Origin of the sequence: Photobacterium ganghwense (genome assembly GCF_003025595.1) — a bacterium.
Lineage (GTDB): Bacteria > Pseudomonadota > Gammaproteobacteria > Enterobacterales > Vibrionaceae > Photobacterium > Photobacterium ganghwense.
Genome location: NZ_PYMI01000004.1, coordinates 353,634 through 378,116, shown reverse-complemented (window position 1 = coordinate 378,116; position 24,483 = coordinate 353,634). Strand labels below are relative to the sequence as shown.

Here is a 24,483-nt window from a genome sequence, read left to right as displayed (position 1 = left end):
AGATATTATCTGTAGGGGAGTATTGGCGTGACAACTTTAGTCATAATCGGTAATGGTTTTGATATTCAGAATGGATTACCTACAAGTTATTGGCATTTCCATCAAAACCATCATGATGATCTAAACGAGCATTTTGTCTTTTTCCCTGAGTTTTACGATGATCAAGAGTGGTCTAACTTTGAAGAAAACTTAGGTGTTTTCAATGAGGGTGATTTCAGCGAGCAAGCCGTATTACAGCCAAGCTTAGATGAGCTGGCGGACTCTTCAAGTAGCTTACTGTATGGCTATGAAGATGAGATGACTATAAAAGTAGATGAATTGGTGGATGCAGTAACAGATACGTTCAAAACTTGGATAAGAGCAATAGAGGTAACCACAGCCACGCAATTATTTGAATTTCCTAATGGATCTAAGTTCATTAACTTCAACTATACATCTACTCTCCAAGACATATATTCAGTTCCTGACGAAGATGTTCTGCATATTCATGGTAAAGCCAGATCGAATGTCATTTTTGGTCATGGAATCGGGAACGGCAACCAATCTACATCGATGCCATGGAATGAAGACGAGCCTTGGTTTGATGAGTCCCAAAGAACAGTTGCTTCAGTTACAGATAAGTTTCACAAGCCAGTAGCTGAGATACTAGAACGTCATCGTGCTCAACTAGAAGGCTACGGAGATGTTACAAAAATCATTGTAATAGGCCATTCGGTCAATGATATTGATGTTGCGTACTTTAAATGCATCTTGGAAGCTTATCCTGATGCTGTTTGGGAGAACTGGAATTATGGTGATGGCATATCGTATACCCAAGATAAATTGATAGCTCTTGGTGTGCCTCAACATCGGTTAAGTTCATCACCTTCTAGTGATCTCGAGATAACCTATCCAATAACGGGATAGGCGAGTGTTTGAGATTACTTGAGTTATATAGCGAACTCAGTTTGATCTGCTCTTGTAAGACTGGACATCGACTTAAGCGAGTTTTGTAATACTTTAAGCAATCAAAATTTTGCTAAATTAGCAATTGCGATAAAACATGTCCATTTGGAAGTTACGATACAAGCAGGCCGACTGTACGATCTAGTTGCGACCAATCAGCGGATGTGTAAGATCGACTATGAGTTATTACACTTTAGCCTTTGATAACTCTGCGTCAAGATCAAACCCCGAACAAATTCTCATGTATGCGGGTTTGCTGTTAATTGCCATTGTTAATATTTCCATGTCACCGATAAAAATGGTGGCAGTTTTAGAACGCGTTAGCGCTGTATAAATCATACTGTTTTCCACAAAAGATGTGGAGGTGGATTTGGGCAATAGAACTATCGTGAAGGTAAACTCTGAGCCTTGTGTTTTATGAATGGTGATACCATAAGAATGTTCTAACCCAGCATCAAAACAAGTGTTCTCATCTATAGTGACAGTCCTTTGACTAAACTGGCAGACAAGTTTCTTTTGTATATCTCCGCCAGCTTCAACTTGTTCGTAGTGAATGTCAGTGACAGTTGCAATGTCACCATTGTATAGATCAAGTGGTGCAAAGTTTTTTGTGACAATAACTCGTTCACCTGTACCAAATCCCCATAAAGTTTGGGAGTCGCCACACTTTCGTTCATTTATTATGAACTGGTTATTTATCGATACAGTAGAAAGTAGGTTATCTGCATTTGAAAAAGGTGTGATGATTTGGGAACTATCTAACCCAAGCTTTTTGGATAACGCATATGCATTTGCAATGATTTGTGAGTCATTAACTTGCAGGTAGTAGACGCCAGCTTGACCTTTAAATGAACTGAGGTGGGTTAGGGCGCTTAGTGGATTGCTTGAAAACTCATATGTTCTGTCATCCCATTTATCCTGTTTGAGATGGCCTACGGCTCTTACAAGTTTCGCAACATCTCTGATCGGATTGTCAGATTCCTGCCTATGGACAGTACTAAGCTCACTGTATGGCAAAATATCAGGCTTCAATCTGCCTAGGTTTACGAGATGTTGCCAAATAACCCCAAAACCAACAGGAGCGATTTGAGCAATATCTCCCACCATTGAGATACTGTAATCAATAGCATGTTTATCGAACAGAGATGCAAACTCAACTATAAGTGATAAATCCAGCATTGAAGATTCATCAAACACAATTAGTGGCTTCTGGTGTAGCTGTATTGCTTTATTTATATTTGGATTTTCTACGGTTAGTTCGACCTGACGAATTATCCCTCGCACCGTATAACAACATACCTCATCTTCGCTGTCTCCGAAAAGATTTATGTTTGATTTTCGAATGACTCGCATTCGTTCCAACTCATCCTTAACACGTTTTTTGGCTATGCCTGAAACTGCAACAAAATATACAGCTCTGTCTAGACGGTTACACACGTACTTAATGCATGCCAGAGCAGTACTTTTACCAGTTCCCCCCTCTCCCTGAGTAACTGAAAGATTATGGCTCAGCGAGTTGAGTGCGAGTGTTTTTTGCTCTTCTGTAAGGTGGAATCCCTTAATTTTAAATAAGTATCCATCAAACTCGTTTATCAGTGTGACGATTCTTTCATCTGATGGTTTTGCTTCAATTGAATTGACTAATTTCTTCGCCATTGATTTTTCGACGATGTTTTCAAGATAGGCTAATCCGACACCTTGATAGTTTCCTTTACTAGTTCTGCATAGAACCATTTGTGACAGTCCTGTGTTAATAGCCACATCAACTAATTTTTCTCCAATCAACGATGATAGTGCTACCCTGAATTTTTCTTTACTTATAGCTGTATGGTTTTGCTTTAGTGAGCGATATACCACGTAGTCAATTGCACCAATCAATCTAAAAGGGGAGTTGTCTGGAATATTAATTTCTTTGGTCTTTCTTAATCGTTCGGCAACCCCCCATGCATTATTAAATCTACAGCCGAAGCGAATAGGAGCGTAAGGATTACTCGTCAATAAAGCCTTTGTGTTTCGCCCTAATAACCTGATGAGTCTATGCGCCGTACGTTTGTCATACCCAGCCATTTCGATAAATTCAATAGATTCAAATTCAGCCTGAACGGAGTTGTATGCTGTTAGAAACGCGAGTCCACGTTCGGTACTATTAAATGCATCAACAATAGCAGCTAGATTGTTGTTTTTTAGTTCATTTAAGAACAGTCTTGCAGATCCAACTCTCCGAATTGCTGTTTTTATTCGTTGCTCTCCACAACCAATTCCTCGGAATTCGGGATGCTTGAAGAATAGTTGCTTTGTAAGGGTAGGTAACTCATGTTGACGTAATGCACGTTCTAGAACACTAAGATCGTGCTCGACATCATGAAAGGCAGATAAAAGTAACCTGCCTGATATAGCAGAGTATTGAGAACGGTAATTGACCAGATTATTTTTGTTTGTGCAAGAAAATATCCATACTTCACCTTCACAAGGTGTCTTATATATATCTTCGTTCTTGATAAGTACAGCCAGTCTTTTATTGTTCGCAGTGCTATTACCATAAACAATATAAGAATTCCTTAATTTACTAGTACTTGTTACCAATAATCTAAGCTCGTTCAAATGTCCGCCCTCCGCTGAGAATAGAATTAGCGATCTGCTCTGCATGGCACTCCATATGGTTTTTTACAGTTTGCTCAGAGCCTGCCAAACTCACTTCCAAATTAGATATTATTGAATCCTTCTCTTTCAATTGCTGCTCAAGCATTTGTATGCGGGCATTGAGAGTCAGTATTAAAGCGCCTTGTTCATTTATATCTCTTGCTTGATCAGCAACTAAATTTTCATGTTTTTTTTCTATTATTGACTTTGGTTCTTGATCCTCAATTCCAATATCTCGTATGTCTCCAGGAAGTGCCTTCCTGATAGTAGAGTTGTTATACAATGTTGCGCGATCCTTAAAAGCACACCATGTAGCCAGTTTGGTCACATTAATTCCCAGCTCATTCGTACCACGTTTGTCGCGTGGGAATTTGATCCCTTTATCACGCATCTGACTAACCACTTGTTTATAACATTGGACGTATAGCGAAGATTTGGCAACACCACGCAGCTTCTCTTGCTCTGCTGTCAGTTTGATTGGTTCAATGTTCATCTTTATCCTTTGAGAGGAGCAGGTTTGGTACGTTCCTGCCAAGCTAAGTAGGGTTGAGCCTGATCTGAACTAACAAGAGTTTCACCGAAATACTCAATACTCCCGTCGGGCATTAAGTCTAATCCTACTTCTTCATGGTCCAGGATTCGGGCAAGTGCTCTACATAGCATTTCAACTCCAATGTCCGCTTGTCTGATATCAGATACCTCATGTAGTGTCAGTTTGGACTGAGACACAGTAGAAAGTGCTAGTTCGACCTGTTGTAGATTCAATCTCAGTTTGTTTATCTTTTCGTTTAAAATTCCAATTTTGGACTCATATATAGCCTTTTGGTGTACCCAATTTTTTGGTTCAGGTTGCGCCAATGAGCCTATTTTACTCATGCTAGGTGCAATTTTTAGTAATGCACTATCGAGGTATTCACGATAGTAACCACCTTTAGCCGTGCTCTTAAGCAACGTGGAGTATCCAATTCCCGTTTCCCTAGCTAATTTACTCGCTAGCTGATCCATATTTGATATACTGACCTTGAGGCTTGGGGTCTTGATATATGTATCAAGTATCTCAACAACGCGTTCTATTCGATCTGCGAGACACTCCGTTCTCTTCTTTTTATTACCCATTAGATAACGCCTCTAGCACATTACTTTGCAATGGGCTTCTTATTAAAGGTTGAGTATTAGATAAATCATTCTCAATCACGTCTATGAGTTGTTCTTTAGTGATAATTTTGGCATCCAACATGCTCATAATTGGAGACATAATGTGTCGAGGATCTAGAGAATGATTTACGAAACAGCTTTCGACTCCTCTCATAACTTCTTCACTAGCACGCTTAGATTCCAGCAGAATACGTTTCTCAATTTTCGCGACAATTTTTTCAACTGCTGAGCTGTTTAGTGACGGAACATCACTCATAGTGGTCATATGATTTAAAAATAACTCTGGGACTGACATCTTAAATGTCTCGCAAGATATTGTCTCTGATAACATGTGTGGTGCAGAAACAATAAACTTGCTGGTATTCTTTTTTTCCAGTAACTTTAAACGTGTTTGTTCTACGATACGCAGAGCAGCTTGCCAACCAAGCAATTCACTTTTCAAAACAGATTGCTCTCGTTTAAGCTGAGTAACCTCGATTTTATGAACAACCTGATCATCAACTTTACTTCTGTTCAGATTAATTAGGGAAGTTACGTTGCTCTTTAAATCTAGCTCCAACCGTTGAACTATACGCGAAATTGATATCAGGTTGTCTACATGGCAGATCTTAATTCGGCATACTCCACATCGTTGATAACCACCGTTTTCAGTTATTATTTCTGATGGGCATTCCATGTTGTGAACACAGATATGGGTTGATGAAAATGCAATCATCGACATTGGAGTTGTAGTTACAAGATCCATACCTGTAGGGTTAATGATCTCATTACCGTCATCATCAACAGTTACAATTGGAATTGATGTAAAACCGTATAAGCTCATTGTCTCATAAGGGCTATGTTTGAATGATTCCTTCACTTGAGATTGGGATACATCACTAGTGTGGATAGGAACGATTTTATCTGTGTTCTTGTTGCCACGTACTAGCATCAGATTGGCTCTACGGTATTCACCAACCTTACGTGCTCTTTCTTCCTCCGTCTCCTTGAAGTAATAGATGGTTGTACCTACCTTCATATGACCAATGTTTTTACTAACAGTCTCTAAAGGAATGTAGCCAACTCGGTGGCTAACGTACGTTGTTCGAGTTGAGTGGGGAGACAATAAAGCCAGTAGTTTTACACGATGCCCCTGAGCATCAAACCCAAGTTTGGGGCTTTTCCCTGGAACCTTTGCTCGGGCAACGTACTCACTATCAGCTGAGATTACTTTTTCAACCGTTTGAAATGTCATACTATCTTTACTTGATAATGGAACTATTTTTACAAACTCGCATTCCTCCATGATATGGTTGAAAGAGTGATTGATGATTCCTTGTGAGATATTCAGAAATGCCTTCCAGATATCTGACCACACCATTTCTGAAAATGGTTGTCCTGATGCGTTCCGAAATAGTACGTCGATTTCCAAACCTGTATCATTATAACAAATTAGATTGTTAACATCTGCTCTCAAATTTTGAAAGTCCCTTTCAGCTCTAAGCATTGTTATGACGTCGATGTGTGAACTTGCCTTCCATGGTTTTCTTCGGCTTTTGTCAGTACTTATCAATAGTTGAACAATACCATCCTCACTTTTCAGATCTACGAACTGATCAAAAAAACGTTTATCTAGGTAACGGATATGTTTATGCCGTATACCTTGTTCAAGTGCCACGATAATCCCTCTGATGGGCCCCAAAAGCGGTGCGATTATCTGCTCTGTTTTCGTTTCTATGGTCCCAAAATTAGTCATCGAGAACAGGTTTTCTATGATTTTTGAGGGGCTATCTAACCGAACGTAGGAGTATTTAAGTTCATCATTAACATACCAAACTATTGGAGAAAAGCCTGCACGATCATGGGAATAAACTGTACGTTTAAGAGCTTTAATATTATTTTCGCCAATGCGTATAACATCATCGTAATACGCCAAAGGTATAGCCCAATGAAACACATTAGCAATCTGATTTTTCTCTATAATGTCACCATTTAGCGGTGAGTTATGTAATTGATATTTTAGTATACCAACAGGAGTTTCAATCTTTGCTCCTATTTCAACCAATCTATATTGATTATCAGTGTGGTATGATGTTGCAGGCCTGAAACCAAGTAGTTGATAATTATATCCTTCTAGCACCCGCTCTTGGAGATAAGCACCATATTTTTCAATGGCATAGGCGATTTGTAAAACTACGGCGTATTCATCTCTTGTAAATACCTTTTTGACAGACTCGCTCAGAGATCCTAACTTGACGCCTCGTTGTGATTTATGCCAAGCGTTAGTGAATTCCATTGGTAATAGCAGTTTACCTCCTGAGCCAACGTGTTCGGTATTAAAACGAAAATTATCCTCAACTGAATTAATTGCAGCCTTTACCCATGTCGCCACCGAAGCTGATTTGCGTAGTAAAAAATCGCTCAGTGTGCGTGGCCATTGGTCAGTATCTTTGTCTTGATTGGAATGCGAGCGAACAACGAATGTTTCTCTATCCATATCCCTAAATCTCGTTGGAGTGAATATGCCTTCTATTTCTGCTTGTTCTGGAAACATATCGCACCAACAAGATAGATAACCAATGTATTGGTAAATTACATTCCATCCCCATTGGGCATTCGCGAAAGAAGGTTTAGAAAGAGCTTTTAGGTGGTTGTCCTTATACGTGTCCCATGCTCTGAAGTCAGGTTTCTCAATCAAACCGCGACTGTAAAATTCTTGAGTTACTTGGTAATCATTGTCAGCGAAGAACTGAAAAAGAGCTTCTTCATCCTTCTCGTACATGACCTCATCAAAATTAAATTGCGATACAGACTGGAGTTGGAGTAATTCAGATTTGTAGGAAACGGTGAGAGCACGTGTATGGCCACTTAATATGTCTTTTTTATGACAACCTAATTTGGTTACAAAGGCTCGGAAATCCTTTAGCCTAGAACGTAGAGCTTTAAATGGGATTACTCCACGTGATAGTTCCTTGAGCAGGCTGGCATCAGCAGGCCTCTTTATATCAAAAGTGTCATATAGGCAGAGTAGTTTTATAACATCATCGTAAGATTTTATATTAATCTTTTCAGGTGTATATAGAGTACTACAATAGAGGATACTTGAAATTGCATCGTAACATCTTCCTTCTTCATGTTCGATAACTAGTGCCTCTAGTGGAGTAGCGCTCTGAATGTCGTTAATAAGCTGTGTAAACTCATTTTGTAACAACACGCAGTAATCTTTAGACGCTCCATACATTGGAGGTTTTGACCTGTGGTTACTCGGTTTAAACTGAGTAAACTCTTCAAAACGTTTCGATCCTAGCTCAAAATCGGCTGTAACTGGTAATACAACTAAGCCCTCTCTCCAAAGTTTGATCAATATTAACCTAGAATATAATATTACTGCTTGATATGCCCCTTTACTAATTTGTTCAGGCTTAATTCCAATTGATAGAAATAATTTCTCAGTCTGTTTTATGAATGCGACCGCACCAATATTTCCCTTGTGATTATGTTTGTTTGCGTTGCTCTTTCTGGTTGCAAAGTTGGAAGCGCTAGCTGTTTGAGTTGCGATTGAAAATAGTTTTTCTGTATCCGTGACATTTTCAGCTATTTCACAGATTACACATCGTACATCAGCCTTGCCTATACTAATGTTTGAGCTTCGATCTAATATTTCCATCTCTGGAATACAAAACTTTTTGTCAACACCGACATTAGAAAAAAACGCAGATACACGAGTCTTAAGATCTAGAGAAATTTCTTTACAACGCTTATTAGCCTTGTCTTTACCAGCGGGGTAATAAAGTGAATTTGTTGTATTGAATATCATTTTTTATGATCCTCTAATTTCAATAGCATCCCCTCTAATTTTTTTGCTTGAGCTAGATGATAGTGTTGTTCTTTCAGTAATTCAGCCTGTTGTTCATTTAAGTTCAGGCGTGTAACCTCACGAGCAAGCTTGTGCTCTTGATTTAATTTTTCTGAATTGTCTCTGTTGTATTTTTCTGTGCTAAGAGGGTTTGTATGACCTATCAATTTGCTGATGTCGTTAAGTTCATAACCGTAAATTAGCTTTCCATCTTCAGTTAGGCGAGGACATTCAGTATTTAAATAGAAAACTAGTGCATGTCGAGCAAAATGCGGCCCGTGTAGTAGTTCTTCTGAAATGCCAGCATCCATTAAAGCTTTTTTGAATCGGGTAACTATATTAGAGTGACTTCGTTTTTCATCGGCTCTTTGAGTCAGTAGGTAAGGACGACCTTTATTAATACCTTTCTCAAATGTGAACAAAAAATCATGGCTATAATCAGTGATCATAGATGTTAGGAGTTCGTGCAGTGAATTCCAGAAAATTTCTTCAGCTACACCAAACAGGTTTACTTCGTTGTTCAGAGTTCTACGCCCTTTCCATGCAGAACATAATCTAATTTCTTCTAAGGTTAAACCACGTTTTGATATGTTTGGGGTTAAAAAAATCCTTCGCTCTGTAAAATCAATATGTGCTAATTGGAGTAGCAATGCTTCACTAATCCGTAATCCGCTAGCGAATAGCAGGGCATATAACGTTCTATCACGAACCGATAAGGATTCCTGATTGAGCAAGGTTTTTATTTCTTCCTGCGTAATCGTAACTTTATCGCGAACATGCGACTCATCAGAAGGCTGACGTGAGAATATTTGATTCATTTCTCCTTTAATATTATGCGCACCGAGAATTCCACCCAGAGCGGTATTATTCTGCCAATATAATTTTTGTGAATGTGAAAGTTCCGATGAATTCCAAACTTGATCAAACAACGGCTGGTATTCGGTCTCTGATGGAGAGATTCCCACTGCGCGGCAGGCTCTGGTATGAGCTGCCCTAGCATAACGTTCAGATATTTTGATGTAGTGCTCAATTGCATTTAAATGCACATTCATTGCGTTATTACCAAGCTTGGGGCGGAAGCTTTCCATTAACTCTCGCAGAACTAGAACTTCATGCGTGGCATTCTTTCTTGGCTCTTTTTGGATGTATGCTGGGTAGCTAGTAATTACTTTATGTGCATGAGTTAAATTTAAAGGGATATCAGATCCCATAACACCAGCTTCATGGAGGTAATCTATAAATTTAATGACAGCTCCTCTGTATGAATTGAGAGTGTTAGGACTCAAATTTTGCTTTTTAGTTGTAGTTTCTGCTAGACGTACCACTTCCTCTTCGTAAGACCGAAATTCCTCGATTTCACAACCATCACTAATCCTGTAGAGGTGATGAGAGGTCGTTTCGACTACTCGAGACTTAACAATCGTCGTTTGTCTATTGGTTACGTATCTGACATTTTTTAACTTCATGAGAGTAGTCAAAATCCTGAATTATAATTAATATAACAATAACTCATTGTTATATAAGGCTCAATGTTATATTTCTATTAAAAGTTGCGTGAGAGTGACTAATATAATACATAATGGGCAAACACCGTTTGTTACTTTTGGATTTGGTTTAGGCACCTCATGGGAATCGCGCCTGATTCAGTCGTCTATCCTGAAAAACCGTATCGCCGGACTGGGCAAAAATCGTAAAACGGCGGTTTTCCCGAAATTGGTGTTTGCGATAAAAGACGGGTTGAACCACAAGCAAGGGGATCCGAATTACGACATCAAGCAGTTGGCGCTGGAATGTGCGTCAAAACGTATGTATCCGGATATTCTGAACTACGACAAAGTGGTGGAAGTCACCGGTTCTTTCAAAACCCCAATGGGCTGTCGTAGCTTTCTTGGGCCGTATGAAGAAAAAGGCGAGCTGGTTCATGAAGGGCGTAACAACCTGGGAGTGGTCAGCCTTAACTTGCCTCGCATTGCGTTGCAGGCGAAAGGGGATGAAACCCGTTTTTATCGTCTTCTGGATGAAAAACTGGACTTGGCCCGCCGCGCACTTGAAACCCGCATTAGTCGTCTCGAAGGGGTGAAGGCACGGGTAGCTCCGATTCTCTATATGGAAGGGGCGTGTGGCGTGCGTCTGAAAGCTGATGATAACGTGGCGGAAATCTTTAAGCATGGCCGTGCTTCTATTTCGCTGGGTTATATTGGTATTCATGAAACAATGAACGCGCTGTATGGGGCTGAGCGTCATGTCTACGATAGCGATGAGTTGCGCCAGAAAGCCATTGCGATAGTGCAGCACCTGAGAGCGGCAACGGATCGCTGGAAGGCAGAAACCGGTTATGGCTTTAGCCTGTACAGCACACCGAGTGAAAACCTGTGTAGCCGTTTCTGTGCAATTGACACGAAAGAGTTCGGCGTCGTTGAAGGTGTAACCGACAAAGGTTATTACACCAACAGTTTCCATCTGGATGTAGAAAAGCAGGTCAATCCTTACGATAAGATTGATTTTGAAATGCCGTATCCGGAAATCGCTAATGGTGGGTTTATCTGTTACGGGGAATACCCGAATATCCAGCATAACCTTGAAGCACTCGAAAACGTCTGGGATTACAGTTACAGCCGCGTCCCGTACTACGGCACCAACACCCCAATTGATGAGTGTTATGAGTGTGGCTTTACCGGCGAATTTGCCTGTACCAGTAAAGGGTTTACCTGCCCGAAATGCGGTAACCATAATCCGGCCAAGGTGTCGGTTACACGTAGGGTCTGTGGTTATCTGGGGAGCCCGGATGCGCGCCCGTTCAACTTTGGTAAACAGGAAGAAGTGAAACGCCGCGTTAAGCATATGTAGCGACTTTTACTGTGGTGCTGTGGTGCTGTGGTGTCGTGATGGCGATATGGCAGAATAGGCCGAATCACGGCAGTTCTTGGGTACCCTGAAATTTTGAAAGCGCTGTTTTTCGGCGCTTTGTTATTTTGCTTAGTAGCTTAGTAGCTTAGTAGCTTAGTAGCTTAGTAGCTTAGTTTTAAACCCGTTTTGTTAATATCTGGTTTTTACACGTTCGTTGTTTTGGCTCAGTAGTAGCAGGCAGGGGTGACAGACGGATGGGTAGAGTAAAGTCATGCATTATCAAAAATATTACCCGGTAGATGTGGTGAATGGGCCGGGAACGCGGTGTACCCTGTTTGTTTCCGGCTGTGAGCATCAGTGTAAAGGGTGTTATAACCAGAGCACCTGGCGGACGGACTCGGGCCATTTGTTTACGCAGGCGATGGAAGATCAGGTTATTAAGGATCTGAATGATTCCCGAATTAAACGTCGTGGCTTGTCACTTTCAGGCGGGGATCCTTTGCATCCGGTGAACGTTGCCGCGATACAACGCCTGGTTGAACGTGTAAGACGAGAATGTCCGGACAAGGATATCTGGCTCTGGACTGGGTATACACTGGCTAAACTTAATGACGCGCAGCAAGCCGTTATCCGTCATGTTGATGTTGTGATTGACGGGAAATTCGAACAGGAACACTACGATCCATCGTTGTTATGGCGCGGAAGTGCTAATCAGGTTATCCACTATTTGAATGAGCCAGAATCCGCTTGGTCAAAGAGCTAAAGTCGCGGTCAAATCGCCCCCAAAACCCCAGAAGAGCCATTGACGAACTAACGGCGAAAATCCTAGTACAGTGATATCGTCATTGGCTATTGTGACGGTACAGCTGAAAGTAGAATGTGCTTTGGCTCTGAAACGGTGCTGGCTTTTAATTCCGGGTTATTGAGCGTAGCGTTTATGCAAGCTTCAAGCTGTAAACACAGCGCCTTTTTCCAGAAAGCGGCTTTTTCCTTTCTCATTTTCTGACGTACTTACTTTTCCACTTTTCCACTTTTCCACTTTTTCGCGATTGTCATTCCCTTCATTTTTTCACATTGCTGTTCCATCGCATTGTTGTTTGATTCAGGTCGGTGTCTTTAATACTCGGATACTGATTAAGGCAGCGCTTATATTGTACTGATATAACCTATCGCTATGGATAATAAGATAATTAGCTAATCAAATTTGAAATTTGTGGCTACATTTTCAGAGGTATTTTTTATGCTGTAAAAACACTAGAAGCGTTGCGAATATGTGTTATATGACTCGCAGAGTCAGTGAATGTTCGGGATAAAACCCCATAATAAAAATGGATTTTGTTATGATTCACTAGCACGTCGGCCGTCCGTTACAACGCCATCGGAATAAGCAAAGTCGTATAAAAATAACGCCTTATGGACAGGGAATGTTAAAAAAAATAGTGTCTCTGCTTTCAGAGAATCCGTACACCGTTGCGGTCAGTCATGTCTTTATTCTGGCTTTACCCATTACTATGCTGGCAGCCTGCCTGTTTCTGATGGCAGAACTGGCGGGTGTATTCGGGTGGCAGTCGGCCAGTGTTATTCTTAATTATATGGGGGAAGTGACCAGTTATCTTTTCCCTATACTGGTCAATTTCTATTTGGCCAGTTACTACGCCTCCATGCACAGAATCCACAAAGGGTGCGCCATTTTTTGTGCGCTGCTTGGATACATGTTCGTCTCATATCAGTGGGGACTGCTGGCCATTAAAGTGCCGATACCCAACAGTTTGGTTGTGGCATTGTTGACGGCGTATGCGTCCTGTCTGATATTGCATCGGTTCAAGCGATGCGCTCAGTTTCAACGGCTGACCGGCATGTGCGATATTTGGCTGAATGAGGATGGCCAGCAGTTGTACCGATTTGTAATACTGGCGGCTAGCACTCTGACAGCCCTGCTCCTTGGCAGTACCGCTCTTTCTCTGGTGCTATCGAGCGTCATCTCCCCCTCACTCAACTTGCCGTTACTGAATCCGTTGTCATTTCATGACGGGTTGATCTACGAGTTGGTACGCGGTTTCTTGTGGGGAATGGGCATTCATGGTCATGATTTCCTGCAATCTTATCAATCAGGATTATATGATCTGAGTGTTGCTAATATGGCAGATTGGCGGAATCTGGGTGATGAACTCAATATCATCAGCACCAACTTTTATGACTTTTTCACCGGAATTGGTGGAGCTGGCAATACCCTTGGGCTGGTATTGTGTATTTTGCTGTTTGGACGTTGTGAAGGGTATCGGCTGCTGGCAAAAATCGTACTGATCTTTAGCTTGTTTAATATTAATGAGCCAATTCTGTTTGGGATCCCGGTCATCCTCAACCCGATCATGCTGATTCCTTTCATGCTGACACCTTTATTGAGTTATCTGTTGGCGTATAGCGCGATTTCTTCTGGTCTGATTGCTCCACTCACCGAAGTGCAACCCTGGATCACGCCACCGGTACTGAGTGGTTATTTTGCCAGCGGCGGAGAGTGGTCTGTTGCTTTGTTTCAACTGGGGCTGATTGGCCTGAGTATGCTGTTTTACTACCCATTTTTTAGAATCATGGACAATCAGGCGGCCGGACACAGCATCACAGTACTGATGACAAACCGGATGATGAAAAATGATGGCGTCGATAGTCTTAATCGGGTAACCGGGCACTTTCCGTCGATGCAGTTGCACATGATGGCGCAGCGCGAGATAGACATGCTCAGAAAGCAGGGACAATTTGCACTGTATTATCAGCCTCAGGTGGATAGTCACAGCGGCAGGATTGTGGCTGTGGAAGCATTGCTCAGGCATATAGGGGCGGATGGTGCTGTGACGCCTCCGTCCTTCTTATCCTCGTATGAGCGGCTGGGGTTGATGGCCGAGGTTGATGACTGGGTACTGAAACACGCAATAGCTGATTTTGTGAAATTAGGGCGGCCATCCGGTTGTCGTCTTTGTATTAATGTTTCTTCTGCCAGTCTTGCTCAACCGGCGTTTGCTGATCGGGTCTGTCAGACGGTGGTTGAAAACGGACTGATCTTTTCCGATCTCTGTCTGGAAATTCGCGAAGAAGGCTTAGTACAGGATCCGCGTGAAACGGCGAAAATGATTGCTAAATTGCGGGCGAGGGGCATTGCGATTGCGCTGGATAATTTTGGCTCAGGCTATGCCTCTCTGGCGCATTTATCCCATTTTACCTTTGATCGCATCAAGATTGATCGCTCGTTGATTGGCAACAGTGGCAGTGACAAAGGAAAGAGCCTTTTTTCTGTCGCGGTTCAGCTGGGGGCAATGAGTGAAGCAGAAGTGGTGGTGGAAGGCATTGAAAAAGCTGAACAGCTTATGTTGGCCAGGGAGCAGGGTGCCGGCTGCGTGCAGGGCTATTATTTCTTTCAACCGATGCCGGTTCAGGCATTGTCGGCATTGAAGACATGGGATGCTGGCGAAGTGGCACTTTCATCTTGAGAAGAAACAGGGTAAATTCGCCCTCTTCATTCTGCAGTCGGAGGCGTTATGTCGCGCACTATTATCTACACCTATAAGAACCAAGAGAAGACACTGTCGTTTTCCTACTCACAATACCGCACAATTCATGAAGCCGTTGCTGCAGCAGAAGGCATTGATCTGAAGGAATTTCTAAAAATGGAGCAGCAGGTGGAAGCTGTTTCGACCCAGAAGGCGGCGCGTGATTATCGCGACAGCCATTTCCGGAAGCTGGGCTTTGGCAAAATCGCATTGGCTCAGAAAGAAAATCGTGGTGTTGGCCACAAGTAAGGGCCTGGGAACCTGGCTCCCTGCTTTCTATACTTTTTCTATTATTTATGACTATGTTATTGCCCGAGTGACATTTTCAGTCGGCAGTGCATGAGAAAAGTCCTGTCCTTATTGACGGGACTTTTTGTTATCTGCTTTAATTTGCTCTTTTAATTTAGCGTTTTTAATCCGCTGTTTTATAACTGCTGCCAGCATATCTCTTTCCTTTATCAGTGTGTTCGCCGGGCTCTTATTCGCCAGCCAACATACACCAGATAGCCCGCCCCAGCCGCAAGAAGATGTTTCAGACTGTGGCCACTAAATCCCAATAGATCGTAGATTTCCCGGTCGGCTACCTCTGCCAGTTTGGCCAGCAGATATAGTCCCAGTGCCATGAAGTAATATCGTGTGGTTGCAGGTTCAGCACTCGGGTAAAACCATAAAATCATCGGTATATGAATAATGGGTAATAGTTGGACCAGAATGTACGGCGCCAGGTTGCCTTGCCCTGCAGGAATGTCTGTCATGTACCAGTAATTGACAGACAGGACACCGTAGCCAAGCAGCGGCCAGATCATCGCTTTAGCCAATTGGAGGGAAAGGTGTTCAGCCACAACAATGCCATAGAGGCTGATGAAACTGATCGCAATAGGGATACGGTCAAGGACCAACGTGAGAGGACCAGGTTGATAATGGTAAACCGCAGACCCCAGTGATGTGAGTAATAACCCGATAAAAAACAACTGATAGGCTTGTCCGAAGGTAGGAATAATTGTGAGGTGGCTTGTGTACAGGTGCCATAACCCCGTCAAGGCCACCAGGGCAAACCCGAGATTAGTGAGTACGTTCAGGAAATTGGGGATGCCAGCAAACGTGCGTTGGTCTGCATAGTCATAAAAATCAGCGGGTTGATACACAGGAGAGAAAAGCAGCGTGAGCAATCCCAGAATAACGGCAACAGAGACCAGCAGGCCGTAGCGCCAGTCATAAATCTGGGTGGATTTCGCTGGTGGAAGTTTGTTCATCGGCACGACGGCTTACCGTTTCACATTCTTCCTTCATTATAGCGATACCCGACGCAAAACAATGTCTCCAGGCTGCAGCGACCGATTCATCAAATTTGGGATCACACAGTTCCACCGTGTCAATCAGGCAGTCGAGCCAGATATCATAATCGGCGGCGGTCGCACCAATACCGCCCGGGCCACTTGAACCGTGACGGCAGCCGTATAAGCGAATCGCTTCTCTGGCATTGGCCGAGGTGGCGCAGAGCATGAGCATGGAAATGGAGAATTTCAGCATTTTGATTTGCCTTGCCATGTCCACGCCTTTGAACATCTTCCGGAACCTCTCATCCCGGCACCAGAAAATGTTATAGAACACGTCAAAAAAACGCTCGTGCTTGAGGCAGCGGCGGTAGCTGTCATTAAAAATTTGGTGAGAATGCACTTTCACTCCCTGGGAAAGCGTCAGCCCATGCTATGAGTATGGCAATGCAATAACGATATGCAACTGAATCCACTTAGTGCAACTGAATCTATTTGGTGCAACTGAATTCACTGCGTGCAACTGAACAAGTTTTATTCTAACAGCGAAATGAACCGAAAAGAGTGAGCCAGCTCCGGCCTTAAGGCCGGAGTGGGAAGGCTTAAGTAATACGCCCAATTGGCAGGTTTTTAGCTGGCGCGGAGTTTGTGGTGGAGGTGGCCACCTAAAGCTTCCAGGCTGCAAATCACAAGCCCCAGCCAGATCAAACCGAAACTGATCGCCTTTGCGGGTTCAAACATTTCACCAAAAAGCCAGACTGCCAGCATAAACTGCAACGATGGCTCAATGTACTGCATCAGTCCGACCATGGTCAGGCTGGTTCGCTGAATGGCCAGGGCAAAAAAGATCAGCGGCAGCAAAGTGACAGGTGCAGAGCCTATGTATAGCAGCAAGGTTGTGGTGTCAGACGACAGCGCTGTGCTGGTTCCCTGGAACCCGGAGAACAGCAGAAACAACAACGCAAACGGTGATAGCAGCGCGGATTCCAGGGTAACGGATGTCAGCGCATCGTACCGGATGAATTTCTTGCATAGCCCGTACAGGGCAAAAAAACTACCCATGATGAGTGACAGCCATGGCAGCTCACCGTAGTACCAGACCTGATAGCCGATGCCCGCAATAGCCAGCAGTACCGCAACGAACTGGGCGGCTGATAACCGTTCCTTGAGGAAGATGACACCCAGAGTGACGGCAAAGAGTGGGTTGATAAAGAAACCCAGGCTGGCGGCCAGAACCTGTCCGTGGGTCAATGACCAGGTGAAGGCATACCATGATATGCACATGATAAGACCGGCAAGGCCGGAAACCGCCAGTGAACGTTTGTCCTGCCATAAAGTATGGAGGCTTGGGAACGGGCGCTTTAGCATCCCCATTACCAGTAACATAAAGGGAACGGAAAACAGGATACGCAGCGCCAGCAGATCATTGATATCTGCTTCCGGTAAAAACTGGTAGTAAAGGGGAAGAATGCCCCATAGCACAAACGAAAAAGCGGCCAGCGCATTGCCGACACGTTGAGTACGCATAAACGGTGAACCAAACAGAACAGGGGGAGGAAAGTGGCGTTATTCTGACATGAAAAAAGTCAGAGACAAAGCTGTACGCCCAGAACGAAAACGCCAGAGCTGGCAAGTTTTCTGGTCAGGTGAAATCACTTTTTCATGGCAATGATAGTATGAACAAGCCACAAACGTCGTTTACCGGTCAGGTTGGCTGAGTATTCCTGTTTTTTCTTCCACGAAATGATATAGAAATCAGACAATATCCGTTCCAGCTCTTTGGTACTGTGGGTCAGGATAGGCAGTTTCTCGTTTTCTTCCAATGTATCACTACCCAGGAAATGACCGCAGAAAATCCCGTCTTTATGAAGGCTTTTACAGATGTTGCGCCACAGAATGTCAAAGTCGGCCTGTGTACTGAAAAACAGGCAGGCGCTGGCATTGATCAGATGGGCTTTAGGAAAGCGGTATTCGGCAAAACTGCTGATTTGAATATCCAGATTCGGATTGGCGCCGGTGAGTGGGTGCTCAGATAATGTTTCCAACCGAGGGATATCATTGTCAAAGGCAAAAACCCGGTATCCTTTTTCAAGCAGGTAGACTGTATCGCGCCCGGATCCACAACCACAATCCACTGCTACCTGGCCATCGCCATTCCCGCCTATGAACTCGAGTGCTTCAACCAGATGCGACCGAGGTGTTAACAGCGTTTGATTGTTCAGGTTTGTTAGCCAATCAATGGTTGCCATAGACTTACTACTCCAGCACGGCCTGAAATTGCTGTGAAATGATGTTGCCAAATCAAGTATAGCGAATTGGCAGTCTGCAACGCTGATTTCCTGCGCGATTACTATAAACAACAAAGAGTGTTGTACATGTTGAACAGGAAAGTCTGATAAACTTACACCGCATCAGGCTGTTGATGCCTATAGATTATCAAGAGAGAAGAGAATGACTAAGCTAACCGCAGATCTGAAAGCAAACGATGAACTGTTTGTGACTGAAACGAAAGAGACTCAGCAGGTGTGGGGCCTTTGTAATGAAGAAGGTGACTGGCTGTCTGTTGACTCAAGCGAGTTCGAGGAATCTGAAGTGATGCCGTTCTGGTCAAACGAAGCGGACGCTGCGGTGCATTGTGTAGATGAGTGGACAGAATTTACTGCGGTAATGATCCCACTGGATGTATTTGTTGAAGACTGGATGATCACTCTGGCTGAAGATGGTGTACTGGTTGGCCTGAATTGGACTGCTCAGCTGGAAGGTAGTGAGCATGAGCCATCAGACGTAGCGAAGATGTACCTGTAAGGTATCTGAGGCATACGTATTTCCGAATGCATGCATTCTGCAAGAGGCTACCGAAAGGTAGCCTCTTTTGTTTGCGGCGGAGAGTGAATTTTTTATCGCTATGAAGGCTGACTTCAACTAGTGAGGAACAGACCATTGCTATAATTGATCTGACTACACTAGTAATGACTAGTTTGTCATTTGGAGGTGACTATGGTTCTTTCAGAATGTCGTCAGCTTATGTCTCAGCATTCATTTGTTGAAGCACGTCTGGTGCATGATTTTCTGAGTGCGGGGTGGAGCATCCATTTCATTGATTATGAAGGGAATGATGTCCCGCTGACTGATACTTACGGTATTCCATGCAGTTTTGATTCGCTGAAACAGGCTGAAGATCAGGTAAATCAGGTTGGTGAATGTCCTGTTCGTATTGACAGCCTGTTCCGGTTTGCCGAACGCTAATCCAAAACGTTCGTAGCTAAAGAAAACGGTGGAAGAGATTCCAGACAAAGAAGCGAAAGGGTAGAGAGCATCTTCACTGTGCCGGAGAAATGTAACGACATTGGAAATGTCTCTTTTTGTAATCGCAATGCCACGGAAAAGCGGACAGCGACGGGAAGAGCATCCAGAGAATGATTATCGACACAGTGAAGATTTTTCTTGAGTTAAAAAGTACGATCGTGCTAAAAGATGCTAAGTTATTTCTGCCGCGAATGATAATGAACAAGAAGCAAGCAACACGCGAACATATCTTACAGACAGCCTTTGAGTTGGCGAGTACAGATGGTCTGGATAGTCTGACTATCGGACAACTGGCCAAAGCATCAGGAATGTCAAAAAGCGGGTTGTTCGCACATTTTAATTCCAAAGAGAATTTGCAAATCGCGGTATTGGAATATGCTGGGCAGCTTTTTGCCGAGCGCGTTATTCAACCAGCCCGACAAGCCGTACCTATGGGCATTGAGAAGAAGCTACGCTTTCTGCTCCGCCTGTGGCTGGAATGGAATCAGTCGTTTCAGGGCAGTTGCATGTTCCTTGATGCCTGGAAGGAGCGGGGGGATGACGACAACGCCGTACAGGCGGCGCTGACTCAAGTGACCCGCCGCTGGCTCGATTATCTTCACCGTCAGATTGAACGGGCTAAAGCAGAGGGAGAGTTTGTCTCGACGTTGGATAGCTGGCAGTGTGTCTATCGCTTGTATGGCGTTTATCTGAGCAGCCATTTATTCCGTTCTATGGGGCTGGAAACCGCGGAACATTTACGCTTCTGGCAGGGAATTGATGATCTGTTCGTACAATGGCGTGCCGATCGCAACGAGTGATCTGATAGATCGCGATGTAATGTTTTTCAATGCCCGTTTATTAAGCATCAACTATTAATCATCAACGGGTAATTTCATGGATTTAAAAAGCACGACCGTTCGTTTTATTTCGGTTGTGAGGAGACAATGCGATGAGCAGCAAAATCTATTTCAGTCAGCGTCAGGCTTTCAGTTTTCGCCGTCAGTTGATCAACCTGACGACACGGCTTCACCACACGCTGGCTCCCGGTCATGCATGTAAAGTGGCCAAAAAAGTGTTACTGACCCCGGATCGCAGTAAACGTAAAGTGGATGAGCCAGCAGGGCTTATCCGCCGTAAAGTAAAAACCTCAGAAGGTAACATGATGACATATAGCCTGGGTACGGGACCGACCTGGGTACTGGGCCATGGGTGGTCAGGGTCATCCAGCCAGTTCTTCAGTCTGATGGAACACATTGCCGCATCCGGTTTTACTGCTCTGGCGTTTGATAATCCGGCACATGGTGAGAGTGAAGGGCAGTATGGCCACCTGCCAGGTTTTGTGGCTGCTCTGAATGATATTCTGGCCCAGCAGGAAGCCATTGTTGGGGTGATCGCTCACAGTATGGGAGGAGCAATGGTGCTGGAAAGCCGTCATCCGTTATTGGAAGATAAACCAGTGTTGCTGGTCGCTCCTGTACTCAACTATACCGAGAACCTGTTTAGCACTGTGGAGCGCTCCGGGTATTCAATGAAATTGTTTAATGCGGTGGTCGACGACATTGCACAGGCTTACCAGTACCCACTGGATCGTATTAACCCAGCGGCTCGTCTGGAACAACGTCTGGCTGATGTGGTGATTGTTCATGATCGTAAAGACCGGTTCGCGTCATTCAGCCATTCCGAAAAGATCGGCGAGTTGGAGCATGTTACTTTGTTTCCGACCGATGGCCTAGGACATGGCCGTATTTTGCAAAGCGACCAGCTTAAACGTGGTTTTGATCATCTGGTGGCACTCACGGAGGCTTCCCGAGCCGCATAAGTCCTTGACTTTTCTACCGACCCCGCTGTGTAACAAAGTGATATCTGGATACAGGATCTTGATTAGCAAGGCTTCACTAAACGTCAGGTAATAAACACCAGGTGCAAAGCGCCAGTTAAGATGAATCAGCCAAGCGCCATTTGTAAAAAACACGAGGCATGCTCGAACAGGGCATGCCTCGTGTTATTGATAGACTTTGTGTTGCTGCGCCCGACACCACACTAGGGCGTGGATCCTATCTCACGCTCATCAAGGATAAGTTAGGCAGCCCTGTTAGCTGACCCGAACTTCTTCTCGGTTACGTGCCTGCTCAATCTTCTCGACTTCTTTATCTAGCTCAGCAATTTTAGCTTCCATCATTGCATGGCACATATCGGCCAACTGACGGGCATCCTGCAGGGTGTACCCGGAAACATCAATCGGCGCCATCATTTCGGCAATCACTGTGCCGTTGTCGCGGTTAGAGAGCGCAATTTTGTTGTGTGTGGAGCTGACACAGACCGGCACAATGGGTACGCCGGCTTCAATGGCCATGCGAAATGCTCCGGTTTTAAAAGGCAGCAGACCGCGACCTTTACTGCGCGTGCCTTCCGGATACATCCAGACAGAGAGATTACGCTGGTGGATGGCTTCGACCACTTGCTGGATGGTACTCCGGGCTTTCGATTTGTTTTCCCGATCGATAAGTATATTGCCGGTGATCCAGTACAGCTGACCAAAAAAGGGGATCCAGAGCAGGCTTTTCTTACCTATGGATACCGTGCGCGGCATGATCATACCCGGCGATGTGACGAAGTCGAAAATATTCTGGTGGTTGGAAATATAGACCGCTCGCGGTACATCGGCGACTTGTTCTTTGCCGCGGTGAATCAGCCTCAGGCCGATGATGTTATGCAACTGGGCAAACCAACGACTGAAGGTGTACACATGACGAGGATTGCGGGGTGTAAACAGGCAGCAATAAGGCAAGGCACACAGCGTTGTAACGATAATAAAGCAGGCGGCGAGGAAAATGCGGACAATAGAAAGCACACTGACTCCTTGACGGAAAATACAAAACTTTGTTCATTATGGGATCATTTAACTCATAAGACCAGTTGCTAACGTTTTGATTTATTGTTTTCATAGCTGAAGTGTCAGTTATTGACCGCTTTGCGTGAAGCCTTGCAGAAAATATGTATGAATGTCTCAATTTGAGAATCCGGACTTTTGGCAAGCTGTGTAAAAAACGGGGTTTTTCATTACCCTAGAGTGAGGAAAGTCATGGACGAGTTACGAATGGAATCAAAAGGTTCGCGCTGGATAACCGTGTTGGCACTGGCCGCCAGTTGTTTCTGGGGTGTCAGTGGTGCAACACAAGCCAGAGAAACGTTGGATATGTTGATCACCGGCGGCAAGGTGTACAAACAGGCACCCGGTACAGTGGTTGGCATCAGCGACGGAAAAATCAGTTACCTTGGTCCCATGATTGGCGCTGAGCCAATGGTGACCAAACAGACCCGTATCGTGGATGCGGAAAAATCGGGTGTCTATCCCGGTTTTATCGAGTTACATACCCACTACCTTGATACCGTTGCCTTCACTCATATTGCCTGTGAAATCAATCCGGAAGCTGGTGATGCCGGTACTCAGGCGTGTAAGAAAGTCGCGCGCCGACTGAAATCCAACCAGTGGCTGGTAGGTTTCAGCGCTGGGCTGTTTGATAAACCATTGAAACAGCAATCCCCACGCGAATGGCTGGATACACATTTTCCGAACGTCCCAACTGTGGTGATTGAGCCTCATGCGTCACTGGTATGGGTCAACAGTAAAGGACTGGATGAAATGCTGGTGACACGCCACGGGCTGGATCCTATTGGTGGTAAAATTCTTCGTGGTGGCGATCAGCAACCCACAGGCGTGATTCTGGGATCTGTCGCTGAAGTTGTGATGGAAAAAGCGCTGGAGTCTCACCGTGCCACGCTGACTCAGTTATACAGTCAGGTCGCAAAAACCGCTTCCTGTTTTGAGCGGCACGGAGTGACCAGCTTAGGCGATGCAGGAAGCCTTTGGTTTTATGGCGGCATCGATTTCTGGCAACAACTGGCTCGTGATAACCGGCTGAATGTTAGGGTGTCGGTGCGGCCAAAACTGTCACCCTATAAAGGTGTCAATGCGCAACTGGAAGGACTGAAGGAACTGTATCGGAACGATTTGAGTGATCGGTTGCTGATCAACCAGGTCAAGCTACATGTTGACGGACAATACCATCTGGGCACTGCTCGGTTATCGGTGCCATACAGTGAACCGTCCATAGACAGTGAGCCTTACGGGTTATTTTTCTTTTCGCCGACGGAATTGAATACCTGGCTGATGAGGTTGAATGAAATCGGATATGGAGCATATATTCACGCACAGGGGGATGAAGCCATCAAGGCTGCTCTTTACTCCATTCAGAACGTTCGTCGTGAAAATGATGACAGTCGCTTTACGTTAAGCAATATGCGGTTCATCCATGAGCCGCTATATAAATTGCTGCATGATCTGGATGTGACCGCCAATTTTTATCTGCTGAATCCGGAGTTTTCTCGCCAGCAACCACCATCACACATTTTGGATAAAAAAGAAGCAGTTTCGATCTCCGAGTTACTCAAACACAAAGTGAGCGTGGCACTGGGCAGTGCCGGGTTATACACCAACAAAGTTGTTCCATTAGCCAGGATCAGTGAATCATTGCAGAAGCCAGAGATTGGGATTGACGATATTTATCAGGCTATCGACAGCTATACTATTGAACCCGCTAAGGCGCTTGGGATTGAATCGATCACTGGTAGCCTCGTGGTCGGAAAATCGGCTGATCTGGTGATCATCAATCAGGATTTGACGGCGATTCCGGCGGAAAAAATTGCTCAGGCAAAAGTCATGATGACGGTTTTACAGGGGCAGGTGACATTTGAACGCGGTAACGCTGGTGCTTCAAATCAAACAGCAGGGTTACATAAATCGGTGAAGAGAGATAAAACCGATGAGCCTAATAAAGTCGCTGCATTGAAAAATAACAGTTGAGACGTATTTTGACCGATTTGAGAGATAATTGGACGTTTTTCTCGTGAAGCCAATCGCAGTTGTTAGATAAGCGTTAATAAACAACTGGATATG

19 protein-coding genes and 1 pseudogene are annotated in these 24,483 nt (G+C 44.3%); 10 read left to right on the top strand and 10 right to left on the bottom strand.

The window, feature by feature from the left end:
* Nucleotides 1-27 precede the first annotated feature (27 nt).
* Nucleotides 28-906, top strand: a complete 879-nt coding sequence (locus C9I92_RS16110) for a bacteriophage abortive infection AbiH family protein (RefSeq protein WP_047886023.1) — start codon at nt 28-30, stop codon at nt 904-906.
* 225 nt (nt 907-1,131) lie between these two features.
* Here the strand turns inward: C9I92_RS16110 and C9I92_RS16105 are convergent, their stop codons facing one another.
* The 5 genes from C9I92_RS16105 to C9I92_RS16085 are packed head-to-tail and all read right to left on the bottom strand — an operon-like array spanning nt 1,132 to nt 10,041.
* Nucleotides 1,132-3,546, bottom strand: a complete 2,415-nt coding sequence (locus C9I92_RS16105) for an AAA family ATPase (RefSeq protein WP_047886022.1) — start codon at nt 3,544-3,546, stop codon at nt 1,132-1,134.
* The gene (locus C9I92_RS16100) at nt 3,533-4,078 is read right to left on the bottom strand and encodes a hypothetical protein (protein ID WP_047886021.1); all 546 of its coding nucleotides are present in this window, start codon (nt 4,076-4,078) and stop codon (nt 3,533-3,535) included. Before C9I92_RS16100 ends, C9I92_RS16105 begins: the two co-directional genes overlap by 14 nt.
* A 2-nt stretch (nt 4,079-4,080) precedes the next feature.
* A complete protein-coding gene (locus C9I92_RS16095; RefSeq protein WP_040122804.1) occupies nt 4,081-4,701 on the bottom strand; it encodes a hypothetical protein in 621 nt (206 codons plus the stop codon).
* Nucleotides 4,694-8,536, bottom strand: coding sequence for a hypothetical protein (locus C9I92_RS16090; RefSeq protein WP_047886020.1), 3,843 nt, complete (start codon nt 8,534-8,536; stop codon nt 4,694-4,696). Before C9I92_RS16090 ends, C9I92_RS16095 begins: the two co-directional genes overlap by 8 nt.
* Nucleotides 8,533-10,041, bottom strand: coding sequence for a tyrosine-type recombinase/integrase (locus C9I92_RS16085; protein WP_047886019.1), 1,509 nt, complete (start codon nt 10,039-10,041; stop codon nt 8,533-8,535). The genes C9I92_RS16090 and C9I92_RS16085 overlap by 4 nt, the downstream gene beginning before the upstream one ends.
* Nucleotides 10,042-10,150: 109 nt before the next feature.
* On the opposite strand from C9I92_RS16085, the pseudogene nrdD reads away from it, so the two are divergent.
* From nrdD to C9I92_RS16065, 4 genes and pseudogenes are all read left to right on the top strand, one after another.
* Nucleotides 10,151-11,422: pseudogene (gene nrdD, locus C9I92_RS16080) on the top strand (anaerobic ribonucleoside-triphosphate reductase); the annotation flags it as partial.
* Nucleotides 11,423-11,693: 271 nt separating this feature from the next.
* Nucleotides 11,694-12,185, top strand: a complete 492-nt coding sequence (gene nrdG / locus C9I92_RS16075) for an anaerobic ribonucleoside-triphosphate reductase-activating protein (RefSeq protein WP_047886018.1) — start codon at nt 11,694-11,696, stop codon at nt 12,183-12,185.
* Between the two features lie 661 nt (nt 12,186-12,846).
* Nucleotides 12,847-14,904 carry an EAL domain-containing protein gene (locus C9I92_RS16070; RefSeq protein WP_047886017.1) on the top strand — a complete coding sequence of 686 codons (2,058 nt, stop codon included), beginning with the start codon at nt 12,847-12,849 and terminating at the stop codon, nt 14,902-14,904.
* Between the two features lie 48 nt (nt 14,905-14,952).
* Nucleotides 14,953-15,213: a DUF2960 family protein gene (locus C9I92_RS16065; protein WP_047886016.1), complete on the top strand. Its 261-nt coding sequence runs from the start codon at nt 14,953-14,955 to the stop codon at nt 15,211-15,213.
* 209 nt (nt 15,214-15,422) lie between these two features.
* On the opposite strand, the gene C9I92_RS16060 is transcribed toward C9I92_RS16065, so the two are convergent.
* The 4 genes from C9I92_RS16060 to C9I92_RS16045 form a co-directional block, all read right to left on the bottom strand.
* On the bottom strand, nt 15,423-16,217 hold the full coding sequence (locus C9I92_RS16060) for a hypothetical protein (protein WP_047886015.1): 795 nt from the start codon (nt 16,215-16,217) through the stop codon (nt 15,423-15,425).
* On the bottom strand, nt 16,177-16,641 hold the full coding sequence (locus tag C9I92_RS16055; RefSeq protein WP_047886014.1) for a globin family protein: 465 nt from the start codon (nt 16,639-16,641) through the stop codon (nt 16,177-16,179). The genes C9I92_RS16060 and C9I92_RS16055 overlap by 41 nt, the downstream gene beginning before the upstream one ends.
* Nucleotides 16,642-16,868: 227 nt before the next feature.
* Nucleotides 16,869-17,765, bottom strand: coding sequence for an EamA family transporter RarD (gene rarD / locus C9I92_RS16050; protein WP_047886013.1), 897 nt, complete (start codon nt 17,763-17,765; stop codon nt 16,869-16,871).
* A gap of 125 nt (nt 17,766-17,890) precedes the next feature.
* Nucleotides 17,891-18,487, bottom strand: a complete 597-nt coding sequence (locus C9I92_RS16045; RefSeq protein WP_047886012.1) for a class I SAM-dependent methyltransferase — start codon at nt 18,485-18,487, stop codon at nt 17,891-17,893.
* A 202-nt stretch (nt 18,488-18,689) separates the two neighbouring features.
* Between C9I92_RS16045 and C9I92_RS16040 the strand changes: the two genes are divergently transcribed.
* The 4 genes from C9I92_RS16040 to C9I92_RS16025 all read left to right on the top strand — a co-directional run bounded on the left by C9I92_RS16040 (nt 18,690) and on the right by C9I92_RS16025 (nt 21,345).
* Complete coding sequence (locus C9I92_RS16040; RefSeq protein WP_047886011.1) at nt 18,690-19,043, top strand: DUF2750 domain-containing protein; 354 nt, start codon at nt 18,690-18,692, stop codon at nt 19,041-19,043.
* A 192-nt stretch (nt 19,044-19,235) separates the two neighbouring features.
* Nucleotides 19,236-19,484, top strand: a complete 249-nt coding sequence (locus tag C9I92_RS16035; RefSeq protein ID WP_047886010.1) for a hypothetical protein — start codon at nt 19,236-19,238, stop codon at nt 19,482-19,484.
* A gap of 257 nt (nt 19,485-19,741) precedes the next feature.
* On the top strand, nt 19,742-20,344 hold the full coding sequence (locus C9I92_RS16030) for a TetR/AcrR family transcriptional regulator (protein WP_047886363.1): 603 nt from the start codon (nt 19,742-19,744) through the stop codon (nt 20,342-20,344).
* Nucleotides 20,345-20,475: 131 nt separating this feature from the next.
* Nucleotides 20,476-21,345, top strand: a complete 870-nt coding sequence (locus C9I92_RS16025) for an alpha/beta hydrolase (RefSeq protein WP_047886009.1) — start codon at nt 20,476-20,478, stop codon at nt 21,343-21,345.
* 273 nt (nt 21,346-21,618) lie between these two features.
* Here the strand turns inward: C9I92_RS16025 and C9I92_RS16020 are convergent, their stop codons facing one another.
* Entirely contained in the window at nt 21,619-22,377 is a 759-nt protein-coding gene (locus C9I92_RS16020) for a 1-acylglycerol-3-phosphate O-acyltransferase (RefSeq protein ID WP_047886008.1), read from the bottom strand.
* Nucleotides 22,378-22,608: 231 nt separating this feature from the next.
* Between C9I92_RS16020 and C9I92_RS16015 the strand changes: the two genes are divergently transcribed.
* A complete protein-coding gene (locus tag C9I92_RS16015) occupies nt 22,609-24,390 on the top strand; it encodes an amidohydrolase (RefSeq protein ID WP_047886007.1) in 1,782 nt (593 codons plus the stop codon).
* Nucleotides 24,391-24,483 lie beyond the last annotated feature (93 nt).

Coding starts and splice junctions, on each gene's coding strand:
- C9I92_RS16100 (WP_047886021.1), bottom strand. CDS start 4,078: ATGAACATTGAACCAATCAAACTGACAGCAGAGCAAGAGAAGCTGCGT.
- C9I92_RS16095 (WP_040122804.1), bottom strand. CDS start 4,701: ATGGGTAATAAAAAGAAGAGAACGGAGTGTCTCGCAGATCGAATAGAA.
- C9I92_RS16090 (WP_047886020.1), bottom strand. CDS start 8,536: ATGATATTCAATACAACAAATTCACTTTATTACCCCGCTGGTAAAGAC.
- C9I92_RS16085 (WP_047886019.1), bottom strand. CDS start 10,041: ATGAAGTTAAAAAATGTCAGATACGTAACCAATAGACAAACGACGATT.
- nrdG (WP_047886018.1), top strand. CDS start 11,694: ATGCATTATCAAAAATATTACCCGGTAGATGTGGTGAATGGGCCGGGA.
- C9I92_RS16070 (WP_047886017.1), top strand. CDS start 12,847: ATGTTAAAAAAAATAGTGTCTCTGCTTTCAGAGAATCCGTACACCGTT.
- C9I92_RS16065 (WP_047886016.1), top strand. CDS start 14,953: ATGTCGCGCACTATTATCTACACCTATAAGAACCAAGAGAAGACACTG.
- C9I92_RS16060 (WP_047886015.1), bottom strand. CDS start 16,217: ATGAACAAACTTCCACCAGCGAAATCCACCCAGATTTATGACTGGCGC.
- rarD (WP_047886013.1), bottom strand. CDS start 17,765: ATGCGTACTCAACGTGTCGGCAATGCGCTGGCCGCTTTTTCGTTTGTG.
- C9I92_RS16045 (WP_047886012.1), bottom strand. CDS start 18,487: ATGGCAACCATTGATTGGCTAACAAACCTGAACAATCAAACGCTGTTA.
- C9I92_RS16040 (WP_047886011.1), top strand. CDS start 18,690: ATGACTAAGCTAACCGCAGATCTGAAAGCAAACGATGAACTGTTTGTG.
- C9I92_RS16035 (WP_047886010.1), top strand. CDS start 19,236: ATGGTTCTTTCAGAATGTCGTCAGCTTATGTCTCAGCATTCATTTGTT.
- C9I92_RS16030 (WP_047886363.1), top strand. CDS start 19,742: ATGAACAAGAAGCAAGCAACACGCGAACATATCTTACAGACAGCCTTT.
- C9I92_RS16025 (WP_047886009.1), top strand. CDS start 20,476: ATGAGCAGCAAAATCTATTTCAGTCAGCGTCAGGCTTTCAGTTTTCGC.
- C9I92_RS16015 (WP_047886007.1), top strand. CDS start 22,609: ATGGACGAGTTACGAATGGAATCAAAAGGTTCGCGCTGGATAACCGTG.